General features: G+C 68.3%; 10 protein-coding genes. 3 read left to right on the forward strand and 7 right to left on the reverse strand.

Translation table 11 applies throughout. The features are described 5' to 3' along the window. Positions 1–15: 15 nt before the first annotated feature. Positions 16–555: a hypothetical protein gene (locus FHR66_RS18895; protein ID WP_237475246.1), complete on the reverse strand. Its 540-nt coding sequence runs from the start codon at positions 553–555 to the stop codon at positions 16–18. Between the two features lie 255 nt (positions 556–810). Here FHR66_RS18895 and FHR66_RS18900 point away from each other — a divergent pair, with 255 nt between their 5' ends. Continuing rightward, on the forward strand, positions 811–2,838 hold the full coding sequence (locus FHR66_RS18900; RefSeq protein ID WP_160965314.1) for a sodium-translocating pyrophosphatase: 2,028 nt from the start codon (positions 811–813) through the stop codon (positions 2,836–2,838). A 56-nt stretch (positions 2,839–2,894) separates the two neighbouring features. Here the strand turns inward: FHR66_RS18900 and FHR66_RS18905 are convergent, their stop codons facing one another. After that, positions 2,895–3,383 (reverse strand): hypothetical protein, encoded by a 489-nt coding sequence (locus FHR66_RS18905; RefSeq protein ID WP_160965312.1) that lies wholly within the window; start codon positions 3,381–3,383, stop codon positions 2,895–2,897. A 195-nt stretch (positions 3,384–3,578) separates the two neighbouring features. Between FHR66_RS18905 and ppa the strand changes: the two genes are divergently transcribed. Together ppa and FHR66_RS18915 are read left to right on the forward strand one after the other, a co-directional pair. Beyond that, positions 3,579–4,112, forward strand: a complete 534-nt coding sequence (gene ppa / locus FHR66_RS18910) for an inorganic diphosphatase (RefSeq protein ID WP_160965310.1) — start codon at positions 3,579–3,581, stop codon at positions 4,110–4,112. Between the two features lie 158 nt (positions 4,113–4,270). After that, entirely contained in the window at positions 4,271–5,386 is a 1,116-nt protein-coding gene (locus tag FHR66_RS18915; protein ID WP_160965308.1) for an HDOD domain-containing protein, read from the forward strand. 483 nt (positions 5,387–5,869) lie between these two features. On the opposite strand, the gene FHR66_RS18920 is transcribed toward FHR66_RS18915, so the two are convergent. The 5 genes from FHR66_RS18920 to thiC all read right to left on the reverse strand — a co-directional run bounded on the left by FHR66_RS18920 (position 5,870) and on the right by thiC (position 15,096). After that, complete coding sequence (locus tag FHR66_RS18920) at positions 5,870–8,725, reverse strand: TonB-dependent receptor (protein ID WP_160965306.1); 2,856 nt, start codon at positions 8,723–8,725, stop codon at positions 5,870–5,872. 49 nt (positions 8,726–8,774) lie between these two features. Beyond that, positions 8,775–9,671 carry a helix-turn-helix transcriptional regulator gene (locus tag FHR66_RS18925; protein ID WP_160965304.1) on the reverse strand — a complete coding sequence of 299 codons (897 nt, stop codon included), beginning with the start codon at positions 9,669–9,671 and terminating at the stop codon, positions 8,775–8,777. Positions 9,672–9,791: 120 nt separating this feature from the next. Beyond that, positions 9,792–12,050: a winged helix-turn-helix domain-containing protein gene (locus FHR66_RS18930; protein ID WP_237475245.1), complete on the reverse strand. Its 2,259-nt coding sequence runs from the start codon at positions 12,048–12,050 to the stop codon at positions 9,792–9,794. A 308-nt stretch (positions 12,051–12,358) separates the two neighbouring features. After that, positions 12,359–13,024: a two pore domain potassium channel family protein gene (locus FHR66_RS18935; RefSeq protein WP_160965300.1), complete on the reverse strand. Its 666-nt coding sequence runs from the start codon at positions 13,022–13,024 to the stop codon at positions 12,359–12,361. Positions 13,025–13,218: 194 nt separating this feature from the next. Further along, positions 13,219–15,096 (reverse strand): phosphomethylpyrimidine synthase ThiC, encoded by a 1,878-nt coding sequence (gene thiC / locus FHR66_RS18940; RefSeq protein WP_160965298.1) that lies wholly within the window; start codon positions 15,094–15,096, stop codon positions 13,219–13,221. Between the last annotated feature and the right edge of the window lie 23 nt (positions 15,097–15,119).

Below are 15,119 nucleotides of genomic sequence, written 5' to 3' on the forward strand. Positions count from 1 at the left end.
CGCTACGCATCCGGCTCAACGGCAGGCATTGCCTTCCAGCGTCATCTGCGCGGTGAACTCCGGGACCTGCGGGACCTTGCCGGCGGCCGCCTGCTGCTTGGCCTCTTCCAGATAGATCCGCGACTGGCCCTGGCCATCGCGCTCGGTGTTCAGCGCGACCGGCTTGCGCCAGACCCGCACCACTGCCTGCTGCGAAGGACAGGCCGCGCTGGGCACGCGGATCAGATCGTTGAACTTCCAGCCGGTGGCCTCGCTGGGCTTGGCCTGATCGAACTCGACCAGCTTGGCGCGCGGCTGGCAGGTGGGACTGCTGCGCACCGCGGAGAAGCGGTAGGGCTGCGCCGCATCGCCGGTGTACTGGCCCTCGAAGCGCACGCAGGCCTCGGGGATCTGGCGGATGGTGTGCACCACGCCCACCGCCTGCGGCGCACTGGCCGGGCGCTGCAGTTCCGGGGTCGGGTCGGCGGCTGCGGCGGCCAGCGGCGCCAGCGCGCACAGGGTGAGGGCCAGGATCGAGGCGCGGCCGCACGGCCGCCGGGAAATCGTCGAGTGCATCGGATGGCTCCTGGGAAGCGATGCGCCACGCTGCCACGCGCAGACTGAACCGGACGCCAAAGTGCGACGCCCTGCCTGGTCGCTGGCGGCATCACGGAGTCGGGCGCATACTCGCCGCGTTCAGGCCAGTCGACATTGCGATACGCACCAGCGGCGCGCGTTGTGGCCGCGGAGTCGTTGCATGCTTCAGCTCCTCCGGTGTGATCCCACGGTATGTCCAGCGCTTGGGCGCCATCCACATCCTTGGGAGGGGTCATGCTGGAACGATATGCAGTCACCGTGGCACTGGCGTGCGCGGCTCTGGCGGTGCTCTACGGCATCGTCTCCACGCGCTGGATCCTGGCGCAGCCCGCCGGCAACGAACGCATGCGGCAGATCGCCGATGCGATCCAGGAAGGCGCCCGCGCCTACCTCAACCGCCAGTACCTGACCATCGCCATCGCCGGCGTGGTCCTGCTGGTGCTGGTCGGGATATTCCTGAGTTGGTACACCGCTGGCGGCTTTGCGATCGGCGCGGTGCTGTCGGGGGTCGCCGGCTACATCGGCATGAACCTGTCGGTGCGCGCCAACGTGCGCACCGCCGAGGCGGCGCGGCGCGGGCTGGCGCCGGCGATGGCGGTGGCGTTCCGCGGCGGCGCGATCACCGGCATGCTGGTGGTGGGGCTGGGCCTGATCGGCGTGGCCGGCTACTACGGCCTGCTGCAATGGCTCGGACACAGCGTGGGCGACAGCCTGCATGCGCTGGTCGGCCTGGCCTTCGGCAGTTCGCTGATCTCGATCTTCGCGCGCCTGGGCGGCGGCATCTTCACCAAGGGCGCCGACGTCGGCGCGGACCTGGTGGGCAAGGTCGAGGCCGGCATCCCCGAGGACGACCCGCGCAACCCGGCGGTGATCGCAGACAACGTGGGCGACAACGTCGGCGACTGCGCCGGCATGGCCGCCGACCTGTTCGAGACCTACGCGGTCACGGTGATCGCCACGATGCTGCTGGGCGGGCTGATGGCTGCCGAGGCCGGGCGCAACGCGGTGCTGTATCCGCTGGTGCTGGGCGGGGTGTCGATCGTCGCCTCGATCGTCGGCACCTTCTTCGTGCGCGTGCGCCCGGGCGGCTCGATCATGGGCGCGCTGTACAAGGGCGTGGTGGTCTCGGCGGTACTGGCGGCGCTGGCGTTCTGGCCGGTGACCCAGCAACTGATGGGCGACACCGCCGCCGGCGCCGGCAAGCTCTACGGCTGCGCGCTGATCGGGCTGGTGCTGACCGGCCTGATCGTCTGGATCACCGAGTACTACACCGGCACCCAGTACAAGCCGGTGCAGCACGTGGCCTCGGCCAGCACCACCGGCCACGGCACCAACATCATCGCCGGCCTGGGCATCTCGATGAAGTCCACCGCGCTGCCGGTGATCGCGGTGTGCGCGGCGATCTGGGGCGCGTTCGCACTGTCGGGCCTGTACGGCATCGCCATCGCCGCCACCGCGATGCTGTCGATGGCCGGCATGATCGTGGCACTGGATGCGTACGGCCCGATCACCGACAACGCCGGCGGCATCGCCGAAATGGCGGAGCTGCCGCCGGAGGTACGCGCGGTCACCGACCCGCTGGACGCGGTCGGCAACACCACCAAGGCCGTGACCAAGGGCTATGCGATCGGTTCGGCGGCGCTGGCGGCGCTGGTGCTGTTCGCCGACTACACCCACAACCTGCGCGCCGCGCACCCCACCGAAACCTTCGCCTTCGACCTGTCCGACCACACAGTGATCATCGGACTGCTGATCGGCGGTCTGATCCCCTACCTGTTCGGCGCGATGGCGATGGAGGCGGTGGGCCGCGCCGCCGGCGCGGTGGTGGAGGAAGTGCGGCGGCAGTTCCGCGAGATCCCCGGGATCATGCAGGGCACCGGCAAGCCGCAGTACGACCGTGCGGTAGACATGCTGACCCGCTCGGCGATCCGCGAAATGATCGTGCCCTCGCTGCTGCCGGTGGCAGTGCCGATCGTGGTCGGCCTGTTGCTGGGCCCGCGCGCGCTCGGCGGCCTGCTGATCGGCACCATCGTCACCGGCCTGTTCGTGGCCATTTCCATGACCACCGGCGGCGGCGCCTGGGACAACGCCAAGAAGTACATCGAGGACGGCCATTTCGGTGGCAAGGGCAGCGAGGCGCACAAGGCCGCGGTGACCGGCGACACCGTCGGCGACCCGTACAAGGACACCGCCGGCCCGGCGATCAACCCGCTGATCAAGATCATCAACATCGTCGCACTGCTGCTGGTGCCGCTGCTATAGCCGCACGCGCAGTGGGCGCCGGCGACATGCCGGCGCCCACTGCGCAGCTTCCGCCGCTACAGGCATTCGATCAGCCCATCGTTGATGCTGCGTTCGCTGTGCGGCAGCGGCGCGAACAGCGGCCGCTCGCCCGACAGCGCCGCGTACAGTGCGTGCAGCCGGGTCTGCGGCTGCAACGGCGTACGGCAGTGCCACAGCCGCGCGTCGACCACGACCCGGCCGCTGCCCGGATCGACACTGGTCTCGCTGGCGCCGAAGCTCCAGATGCACTCCCCGATCACCCCGTCGCGCTGGCGTACCGAACAGCGATAGCGCAGCGGCCGGTAGTCGCTGTAGTCGCCTTCGCAGAAGGTGTCGCCGCAGAGTTGGTCGAAGTCGTGCGCCAGCCGCCGCTCCAGGTCGGCGAACGCCTCCCAGCCCTCGCCGGGGGCGGGATAGTCCATCGCATCCACGTAGGTCGGTTGCACCCGTTGCGCCTGCGCAGCGCCGCAGGCCAGGACCAGCACCGCCAGCAACGGCAGCATCGATCGCCGGATTCCGTTCATCGCCTTGCTCCTTGGGGGACAGTGACCACAGGATCGCCGCCGCCCGGTACCGGCACTATCGGAATGCACCCCATGCGGGCAAGTATGGAGTCCGAAACCGCTGTAGGAATCCTCCGAACCGCCATGCGCTGCATTGCAACAGCCAAGCGACTAGAATGCCTGCCTCTTTAGTAGCCACTCCACTGGAGCTAGCGCATGGGTCTGGAACTGGTCACCTCCGGCAAGAACCTGCCGGAAGAAATCAACGTCGTCATCGAAATCCCCAAGGATTCGGAGCCGGTCAAGTACGAAGTGGACAAGGCCAGCGGCGCCATCTTCGTCGACCGCATCCTCTCCACCCCGATGCGCTATCCCTGCAACTACGGCTACGTGCCCAACACCCTGTGCGGCGACGGCGACCCGGCCGACGTGCTGGTGGTGCTGCCGCTGCCGCTGGTGCCCGGCTGCGTGGTGCGCTGCCGCCCGGTCGGCGTGCTGAAGATGAGCGACGAGGCCGGTAGCGACGAGAAGATCCTGGCGGTGCCGGTGGCCAAGGTGTTCGAAGGCTACGGCCACATCGAGGACATCGCCCAGGTCTCGGGCCACTGGATGGAGCGCATCGGCCACTTCTTCGAGCACTACAAGGACCTGGAAAAGGGCAAGTGGGTCAAGCTCGACGGCTGGGGCAACGCCGAGGAAGCCAAGCGCATCCTGCGCGAGTCCGTGGCCCGTTACGAAGCCGGCGCCTGAGCCGCGCCGCCGTGGCGGGGCACTGCCCCCGCCACGGCTGATCCGTTTCACGTTTTTGGCGTTGCCGGGCGCCGTCCTTCGGGGTTTGCGGTACATTGCGCCATGGCATCACCGAGCCGGGTCCGTCCGCGACCCGGCTCTTCTTGGGGGACAGTCTCTTGCGCATCCTGTTCGTCGGCGACGAAGCCAGTCTTCCGTCCGAAGTCACTGAATACATTCGCGATCTTGGCGAGGACTGGCAGGTCCAGAGCGTCGCTGACGGCAATGCCGCCATCGCTGCGGCGGCCACGGTGCGCCTGGATGCGGTGATCGCCGCGCCGACGCTGCCGGACCTGACCACGGCCACCCTGCTCGGCCAGATCCGCACCCTGAGCCCGGAAACCATCCGCATCGCGCTGATCGAAGCCGAACAGAGCAACCGCGCGCCGCCGGCGCGGATCATCGGCGTGGCGCACCGGTTCCTGCCACTGCCGCTGTCCCCGGAGATGCTGCTGGAGGCGGTCACCAGCCTGGAGGAACTGCAGGAACTGCTGGGCAACCCGCGCCTGCGCTCCAGCATCGGCCGCATCGAGAAGCTGCCCTCGCCGCCGCATCTGTATCTGAGCCTGATGCACGCGCTGGAACAGGACGAAGGCAGCAACGCCGCCGACTTGGCCAAGCTGGTCTCGGCCGATCCGGCGATCGCGGCCAAGGTGCTGCAGTTGTGCAATTCGGCGTTCTTCTCCAATGGCCGCACCATTTCCGACCTGCGCACCGCCGTGACCCGCCTGGGCACCGCTACCCTGCGCGACCTGGTCCTGGCCAGCGAAGTGTTCTCGGTGCAGGCGCTGTCCAACGCCGAGCGCAACGCGCTGCAGCAGCGCTCGCTGCTGGCGTCCAAGCTGGCCGGGAAGATGCTGCCGACCTCCAGCGTCGAGCTGGGTTCGACCGCGGCGCTGCTGGCCGACATCGGCCTGCTGCTGCCGGGCGTGCGCGACGAGCGCGAGCCGCCCACCGACGCCGACGACGTCCGGCCGGGCCACGCCGAAGCCGGTGCCTACCTGCTCGGCCTGTGGGGCCTGCCGATGCCGATCATCGAGGCGGTAGCCTTCCATCGCCAGCCGCAGCGCTCCAGCACCCGCAGCTTCTGGGTCACCGGTGCGGTGCACGTGGCGATGGCGCTGGCCAGCGGCTCGGAGATCGACGAGGAGTACCTGGCCAAGACCGGCATGCTCAACAAGCTGCCGACCTGGCGCGAGCACGCCGAAAACCTGATGGGGCTGACTTCGGCGTAAGCCCATCGTGGTGCACGCGGCCCGTTGCCGCGTGCGTCGCCCCCCGACGGGCGCCGCGCGGCGGCGTCACATCGTTTCCGCCACTGCGCCGAGCGCTCCCGGATCACGGCGCGTCGGCATGGTGCCGGTGGGCGCCCGAACGGCCACGCCTACGCCATGCCAGGTCGCGGCTGAAGCCACTCCTACGACGAAGAGCGCCTGGCGACGGATGCCGGGGCGGCTCTTAAGATCAAACTCGGCGCAGAGCAGCGGATGCCCGGCGCATGCCGGCACGGCCGCTCACCTTCGCCCGATGCTAACCGGGGCGCCTTGCATACAGCGATCCACAGTCCTCTCGCTGCGTCGCCGCCGCATCGGCCGCAACCAATTGGCTGGGCTGATGGTTCCAGGGCTTGCACAACCCACAGCCACGCTCCAATCGACATAAGGCACAAAAAAAGACGGGCCTTGCGGCCCGTCTTCGTTTTACGCAGTACAGCTGGATCAGAAGCGCTGGGTGTACTTCATGTACACGTAGCGACCGATGTCGAAGCCGCCGTAGTAGGCGAAGCTGCTGTCCGGGGCCGAGTACATCAGCGGACCGCGGTGATCGAACACGTTGTTCGCACCGATGGCGATCGTCGCGTCCCACGGCGCCTTCCAGTTGACCTGCAGGTCGTGGAAAGTGTTTGAGCCGGTGTGACGCAGCGGATCGGCCTCGCCGTTGGCGAAGTGGTCGGGCGCATCGCAGTAGTCCGCGGCGCGCGAGATGCACTTTTCCTTCATGCCGGAGTAGTACCGCAGGGTGTAGTTCACACCGAAGTCGCCCATCGTCCAGTTCACGCCCAGGTTGGAACGCACGCGGAAGATGCCCGGCTCGCCGACGCTGCCGATCGTGATGTTGTCGCCCGCCTGATTCTGGCCGGCTTCGTCGTACTTGCTGACGTAGCTGGTCTGCCAGTCGATCATGATCTTGCCGAACGCCATTTCCGGCAAACGGTAGCGGATGCCCAGATCGTAGCCTTCGGTCTCCATCTGGCCGAGGTTGGCCACGCCGTAGGTCATCGCCGAGATGTGGCCGTCGGCGGCGCGGGTCACGCCGGCGCAGCGCTCGGCATTGCCCAGCACGTAGCAGTCGCGCAGGATGCGGTCGACGCTATCGGCGATGATCATGTCCTTGATCTCGTAGCGGTACCAATCCAGCGAGATGTCCAGGCCCTGCACCCAGCGCGGACTCCACACCAGACCCGCGGTCTTGCTGGTGGAGGTCTCCGGCTTCAGGTTCGGGTTGGAGCCGCTGATGAACTCGTCCGGGGTCTGGCAAGGAAGGGTCGAACACGGGACATAGCCCTGGCCCACCTGGGTGTAGCCGACCGGCACGCCGGCCGCAGAACACGCCGCATTTCCGTTGACGCTGTTCGGCGCGCCCACGCCGCACGGATCGATGTACGACTCGAAGCTGCTGTTCAGGCCGCCGTACAGATCGCTGATGGTCGGCGCGCGGAAGCCCTCGGCGTAGGTGCCGCGGACCAGCAGTTCGTCGATCGGCTTCCAGGTGAAGCCGAACTTGGAGTTCACCGTGTCGCCGAAGTTGCTGTAATCCGAGTAGCGGCTGGCCAGGTTCAGGGTCAGCTGCTTGGCGAACGCCATGTCGGCCAGGATCGGCACGTTCAACTCGAGGTAGAACTCGTCCAGATCGTAGTTGCCGGAGGTGGTCTTGGCGCCCAGGCCGGTGCTCTCACCCGACTGCGCGAAAGCGTCCGGCGAGAAGCGGCCTTCTTCCTTGCGGTGCTCGTAGCCGACCGCGATGCCGAGGTCGCCCGCCGGCAGCGTCGCCAGCGTGCCGCTCAGGTTGGCGGTGTAGCTGGTGGTCTTGGTCAGGCCCGTGTCGGTGAAGTACGGGAACAGGAACGCCTGGGTGTCCGCATCGGCCAGCGAACCCGGGCCAGCCACGCCGTACGGCAGCAGCGGATTCCACGGGCGGCAGGCGCTCAGCGGCACCGGCGCAGCGGCGGTGCCGCACTGGGCGACGCCGCTGGCGTTGATGAAGGACGAGCCCAGCGCCTGGCGCGAGGCGATCAGGCTCATGTCGCCGTGACCGGTCTTGGTGCTCTCGTTGCGGTTCCACAGCGCACCGACGTCCCAGTCCCAGGTCTTGTCGGCGAACTCGAAGGAGCCACTGATGGTCGGCGCGAAGCGCGTGGTCTTCAGCTTGCTCTCGGTGGTGCGCGGCACTTCCCACAGGCGGCGGCGGAAGTCGACGTCCTGGCCGATCGGGTTGAACGCGCTGTCGCCGGCCAGCGGCGTGCCGAACGCGGCGGACTGGTACGGATAGCCGGCGATCTGCTGATCGGTGGTGCGCTCGTTGTAGAGCATGTCGGCATTGAAGACGATCGCATCGGTCAGATCGTAGTTCGCGTTGGCGAACACCGACTTACGCTCGATGCCGGTCTGCACCATCATCTGCTGGTTGGAGTTGGCGTACTCGGCCGGGGTCAGCGGATGGTAGTCGGCCGGGTTGTTCGGGTTGCCGCCCTGGTTCAGCGTCTGCCACACCGCGACTTCCGGATCCGAGCAATCCACGGCCAGCGGGTTGCACCAGCTGCCGTTCTGGCTGATCGGGCTCCAGCCGCTCGGCGTGGAGTTCGGGCCACGGCTGCCATCGCGACTGAACCAACGGTTCTTGGCGAACACCGGATCCTGCTTGGAGTACTCGGCAGTCAGCGCCACGCCACCGCGCTCGCCCTGCGAGCCGATGGTGAAGGAGTACTGCGAGGTCTTGCCGTCGCCTTCGCCGAACTGGCCGAACTCGGCCGAGACCTCCGCGCCGTCGAAGCGCTTGCGGGTGATGACGTTGACCACGCCGGCGATCGCGTCGGAACCGTAGATCGACGAGGCGCCGTCCTTCAGCACTTCGATGCGCTCGATCGCCGCCATCGGGACCTGGCTCAGATCCTGCAGGCCCGAGGTGGTCGCGCCCAGGCGCTTGCCGTTCAGCAGCACCAGGGTGCGCTCGGCACCGAGGTTGCGCAGGTCGACGTAGTAGCCACCGACGTTTTCGCCGGACGCCAGCGCGTCGGCGCGCGAGATCGCCGGGGAGCCGGCCGAGGTCAGGTTCTGCAGCACGTCGGCGACCGAGGTATAGCCCTGGCGCTCCAGCGCCTGGCGGTCCAGGGTCAGGATCGGCTGCTGGGTCTCGACGTCGGCGCTGCGGATGCGCGAACCGGTGATTTCGATCCGGTCCAGCGTGGTGGTGGACGAGGCGGCGGCTTCTTGCGCGCCGGCAATTGCCGGCGTCAACGCGATCGCGATGCTGGCGGGCAGCAAGCCCAACCGCACTGCGGAAGTGCGAAGGTTCATCAATCTCTCCAGGGTAACGTTAGGGGCGTGTTAAGACGCCCTGGGCACGTTACGTTCCGGTGAGCGCGGCTGCTTTGCCGCTGTCGCCCGCAGACTTTGCCGATCCTGGCGGCACCGCCCTGCCATGGCGATATTGCGAGGCGGAGACACCGAAGCGCGCGCGGAATGCCCGCGCGAAGCTGCAGCAGTTGTCGAATCCGCTGGCGGCGGCCACCTCGCCGATCATCATCGTGGTGTCGCGCAGCAGGTCCGCCGCGCGCTCCAGGCGCAGGCGCGCCGACAGCGCCTGCGGACTTTCCTCGTACAGACTCTGGAACGTCTTGGACAGATACCAACCGGAGAAGTTGGTCAGCTCGGCCAGTTCGCTGATCCGCACCACGCGGTCGCGATGGCCGTCCAGGTACAGCCGCGCGCGCTGCATGCGCCCGAACACCTGGCGCTTGCGCATCCGCGAGCGCCCGGGACAGCGTTGCACGCGGCGCGACAACTCGCCCTGCATGGAGGCCAGGTGCAGCAGTACCGGCCGCATCGCCAACGCATCGCCGGGCCGCGCCGCCGCCTGCCGCCACAGGCGCAGGGCGGTGCGCGTCTCGCGCAAGGACAGCTCGCCGCGCCCCGCATACAAGGTCTCGTCGGCCATCCGGCCCAAAGCCTTCAGCGCCTCGCCGTCCAGGCTCAGGCCGATGCACAGCCCATCGCGGTCGGTCTGCAACAGCGGTCGCGAATCGCGTTCGAAGGCCAGCCACTGGCCGCGGCGCAGCACGAACCGCCCCTCCTTGGCCTCGATCCAGGCGCTGCCGCGCAACTGCAGCCAGACCGTGAAGGCGTTGCCCGACGCCTGCACGCTGGCCAAGCGCGCCGCGCCCAGACACGCGGGCCCCGCCGGCGCGTCGTCGGCGTCCAGCACCAGTTGTTGTCCATGATCGACCAGGAAAGATTGCCGCATCCGAGCACCTGCTTGACGTAAACCGGCGCGCAGTCTTTGCCGAATCTGGCGGCAGGTCAGGAAGGCTCGGCGATATTTGTCCGAAATCGCCACGATGCTCTTACGAACAACTTACGAAACCTATTTCTCTTTTTTGATCAACCAGTTGTGCGAGATCGTCGAGAACCATTCCGGCTGCTCGTGCATGCGGATGAAACCGATTTCACTGCCGTCCTCGACCGCCAGTGCCACATAGGCGTCGCCACTGCGCGGGTCGATGCTGAAACCGTTGATCGCACTGAAATGATCGCGGTCCAGGCACACGCTGACGTCAGGGTCGCCGTCGATCCGCGCCATCCGGCTGGCGCATTCGCCGGTCTGGAACAGGTAATGCACCGCGCCATCGGGGCCCAGCGCCCAGCTGCGGTAGCGCCACAACGACGGCAGGCTGGCGTCCACGGCCCGCACGCTGGCCAGGTCCAGGCTGGCGTCGGCGCGCCACAGGCCGCTGCGCGCGAGCTGGGTGAACAGGATCTGCCCATTGGCCGGATCGGTGCGGACCTGGGATACGTCCGGCAAGGTCGCCAAGGGCCGCCACGGCACCGCGCGCCGGTCGTACAACTGCAGGCGGGTACGCCCGTTCTCGCCCAGCAGCACCAGCAACTGCCCGGGATCGGCGGTGTACAGCGCCTGCAACGGCTCGCCGGCCGGCACCGGCAACGCTGCCACACTGCCGGACTGCGGCCGCACCTCATAGATCGCCGAACCGCCCTGCGCGTCGCGGCCGCTGACCAGCAGCGCCTGGCTGTCGGCCGACCACGCCAGCGGTTGCCGGGTCTCCGGCCGCACGCCCTCGATCAGCCGCAGCGAGGCCGGCTGGGTCACGTCGCCCCACCACAGCGCATAGCTGCCGTCGCGATCGGAGGTAAAGGCGAGCTGGCGCCCGTCGGGGGCAATGCTCGGCTGCCCATCGCGCCCGGTGGACGCGAACAGCCGTTGGCGCTCGCGCGGCGCGTCCGCCGCGCCAGCCGGGATGCGGTACACGGCGAATTGGGGACGCCGGTGCACGAACGCCAGGCTGCCGCCATCGCGGGCCAGCCGCGGCGCCTGCGCGTCGCTCAGGCCGAGGTCGCGCAGGCGCCGGGTCTGGGTGTCCAGCCGGTACAGCCGGGTCTCGCCATCCACCCGGCGCCCGAACACGATGCCCTGGCCGTCGCGCGCCCAGTCCCAGCCGCGGATCTCGGCGAATTCATGGGTCAGCGGCTCGGCGGTGCCGCCGGCGGCCGGCACCCGCCACAGCCCGCCCATCTGCGGATTGCGCACGAAGGCGATCCATTTGCCGTCCGGCGAGTAGCGCGGTGCGTAATCGAAATCGCCGGCGGCAACCGGATAGTCCAACGCCGTCCAGCGCCCGCTGCCCAGATCCAGCACACGGATGCCGCGCGCCGCCAGTCGCCCGCTCATGCTGCCGAACACCAGGCCACGGCCGTCCGGCGTCCAGTCGAAGCTGAGCAATTCGCTGTCGTCGCAGCGCGCGACCTCGCGCGCGGGCGCGTGCCCATCCACCTGCACCAGCATGATCCGGCACTGCCGCTCCGCACCGAGCCGGGCGAACGCGATGCGCGTGCCGTCCGGCGACCAGGCCGGCAGGCGGTCTGACTCGCCGCGGGCGGGGACGCCCAGCGAGCGCGGGGCGGTACTGCCGGCGGCGCCGCTGGTCGGCTGCACCAACAATTGCGTGCCGTCGCTGCCGGTGGTGCGTGCGGCATAGGCCACCTGCGCGCCGTCCGGAGACAGCGCCGGCTCCAGCTTGAACCCGGACAGCGCGGTGATCAGCCGATAAGGCCGCTTGGGGCTGCCCAGCACACGCTCCTGTTCGGCGCTGTCGGCGGGCGCGGCCTGATCGCGCGCGAACCACCACCAGCAGGCCAGCGCCAGGACCAGCATGGCGGCCGCACCGGCGGCGGCGGCCAGCCACGACGGCGGACGCCGCCGCACCGCTGGAGCAACGGCCGGGACGCCGGTCGCGGTCGTCTCCGCTGCGACATCCACTTCCTCGGACAAGACCTCGGCCTCAACATCGGGCAAAGCCTGCACCGGCGCCACCAGGCGGTAGCCGGTCTTGGCCAGGGTCTCGATGTACACCGGCGCCTCGCCGCGCACGCCGGCCGCGAAGGCCTTGCGCAACTGGGTGATGGCCTGGGTCACCACGTCGTTGGTCGGCTGCGTGTCCGGCCAGACCTGCGCCAGCAATGCCTCGCGTTCCACCACTTGGCCCGGTTGCGCCAGCAACACCCGCAGCACGCCCATCGCCTTGGGCGTGAGCCGTTGCGGCCGGCGCGCGCGCGGCGCGTGCACTTCCCGCAAGGACAGCAGTACCAGGCACTCGCCAACCTGCATCCGCTGCGGAAGCGTCGGTGTGGCGGACGATGAAAAAGACATGTTGGACAACGAAGAAAACGCCGTGACGGAAGTGTCGCAGATGCGGCGGCGACGCAACCGCGTGTGGCCCCGCAGCAGGAGCCAACGAGCAAACTCGGCAAAGCGAGGCAGCGGATGCCGCCAAGCGCTGCATGTCACCTGATTCTACTCTAGTCGTCGCCGCCGCCAACCGCGACGACGCATTCAGGCCCTCTCTCCGCCGACGAAACTCACATAATCGCTTCATGATTGCGCGTCTTCTGGCGCGCTTTTTTTTTGAGAGCGCCTCACACTTTCATATTGCGCGTCACGCTGAGCCCAATCAGCCGCGACACCACCAAGGCGATGTACATCACGCCGGCGAACTGTTCGATCATCACCAGCGCGCGCGCGAACGGCTGCACCGGCACCACGTCGCTCAGGCCCACGCCCGAGAGCACGCTGAAGCTCAGGTACAGCAATTCCATCCAGGTCCGCGGCGAGGTCGGGTCCACGGCCGCGGTGAAGCTGCCCGGCAGCCATTGCTGGCACACCGCGAACACGAACGCGAAGGCCCAGGCCAGCAACGTGAAGGTGGCGCCGGCCGCGTAGAGTTCGTCGCGGGTGACCACATGGTCCTGCAGCATGTAGGCGATCAGGCTGCCGGCGGTATAGAAGTACAGCAGGCTTTCCAGCAGTTGCGCCCAGGCGGTCATCGCCGGATTGCCGAGCAGGGCCGCGGCGATCGACAACGCCACCGACGGCAGCGCCAGGCAACAGGCGATCCATAGCGCCGAGGGTCCGCGGTTGACCACCCACAGCGCCAGCGCCAGTACCACGATGCCGAAGGCACCGAACAGCGCACGTCCGGCCGCGGTGTCCTCCATCCAGGGATACAGCAGCACGCCCAGCAGTTGCACCGCAAGCAACAGCGCGGACGGATGGCGACGCAGCGCGAACGCATAGCGCAGCATGAGACATTCCCTGTGGCGACCCAGCGCGCATCATAGACGTGCGTGCGCATGGCGCCGTCGTGATGGCCTCGCACGCCGGCAGCACCTGCGTCGCGTTCGCCTTGGCGGCAGGTGCCGCATCGCACAAGCGCGCGCGCTGCTAACTCCACGTCGGCAGTGGCGGTCGGCGCCCCACGGCGCCGACCGCCATCCGCTCACTCGGCGCGGTACACCTGCGCGCCGGCCGCCAGGAACTGCGCCGACTTTTCCTCCATGCCGGCCTGCAAGGCCGTTTCCGCATCGACCCCATGCTCGGCGGCGTAGTCGCGCACGTCCTGGGTGATCTTCATCGAACAGAAATGCGGTCCGCACATGGAACAGAAGTGCGCCAGCTTGTGCGCATCCTTGGGCAGGGTCTCGTCGTGGAACTCGCGCGCCTTCTCCGGATCCAGGCCCAGATGGAACTGGTCGTCCCAACGGAACTCGAAGCGCGCCTTGGACAGGGCGTTGTCGCGCACCTGCGCGCCGGGGTGGCCCTTGGCCAGGTCCGCGGCGTGCGCAGCGATCTTGTAGGCCATGATGCCGTCGCGCACGTCGGCGCGGTTGGGCAGGCCCAGATGCTCCTTCGGCGTGACGTAGCACAGCATCGCGGTGCCGAACCAGCCGATCATCGCCGCGCCGATCGCCGAGGTGATGTGGTCGTAGCCCGGCGCGATGTCGGTGGTCAGCGGCCCCAGCGTGTAGAACGGCGCCTCGCCGCACTCGCGCAACTGCTTGTCCATGTTCTCCTTGATCAGGTGCATCGGCACGTGACCGGGACCTTCGATCATGGTCTGCACGTCGTGCTTCCAGGCGATCTTGGTCAACTCGCCCAGCGTCTCCAGTTCGCCGAACTGGGCGGCGTCGTTGGCGTCGGCGATGCAGCCCGGGCGCAGCCCGTCGCCCAGCGAGAAGGCCACGTCGTAGGCCTTCATGATCTCGCAGATGTCCTCGAAGTGGGTGTAGAGGAAGTTCTCGCGATGATGCGCCAGGCACCACTTGGCCAGGATCGAACCGCCGCGCGAGACGATGCCGGTGACGCGCTTGGCGGTCAGCGGCACGTAGCGCAGCAGCACGCCGGCATGGATGGTGAAGTAGTCCACGCCTTGTTCGGCCTGCTCGATCAGGGTGTCGCGGAAGATCTCCCAGGTCAGTTCCTCGGCGCGGCCGTCCACCTTCTCCAGCGCCTGGTAGATCGGCACGGTGCCGATCGGCACCGGCGAGTTGCGCACGATCCACTCGCGGGTCTCGTGGATGTGCTTGCCGGTGGACAGGTCCATCACCGTGTCCCCGCCCCAGCGGATCGCCCATACCAGCTTCTCCACTTCCTCGGCGATGCCGGAGCTGACCGCGCTGTTGCCGATGTTGGCGTTGATCTTGGTGAGGAAGTTGCGACCGATGATCATCGGCTCGCTTTCGGGATGGTTGATGTTGCACGGCAGGATGGCGCGGCCGCGGGCAATCTCGTCGCGCACGAACGCCGGCGTGATCACGGACGGAATCGCGGCGCCGAACGCCTCGCCGGGATGCTGCCCGCGCAGTTGCGCATCGCGCAGCTCCTGCAGGCGCTGGTTCTCGCGGATCGCCACGAACTCCATCTCCGGCGTGACGATGCCACGCCGCGCGTAATGCATCTGCGTGACGTTGGCGCCATCGCGGGCACGCCGCGGCAGGCGCCGCGCCGGAAAGCGCACTGCCTGCAGGCGTGCGTCGTCCTCGCGCGAACGGCCGAACTGCGAACTGAGCCCGGCCAGCGCCACGCTGTCGCCGCGTTCGGCGATCCAGGCGGCGCGCAGCGGCGCCAGGCCGGCACCGAGATCGATCCGCGCCTGCGGATCGGTGTACGGCCCGGAGGTGTCGTAGACGGTGATCGGCGCGTTCTCCTCGCCGCCGAACACGGTGGGTGTGCGGGTCAGCGCGATCTCGCGCATCGGCACCTGCAGGTCGGCACGGGAGCCCTGCACGAAGATCTTGCGCGAGCCGGGGATCGGGCGGGTCACCGCCGCGGACAAGGTATCGGTCTGCTGCTGCAGCGGATTGGGTACGGCGTTCATCGGCGTTCGTCCTGGTTCAAGTG

The organism is Xanthomonas sp. F4 (assembly GCF_011761895.1).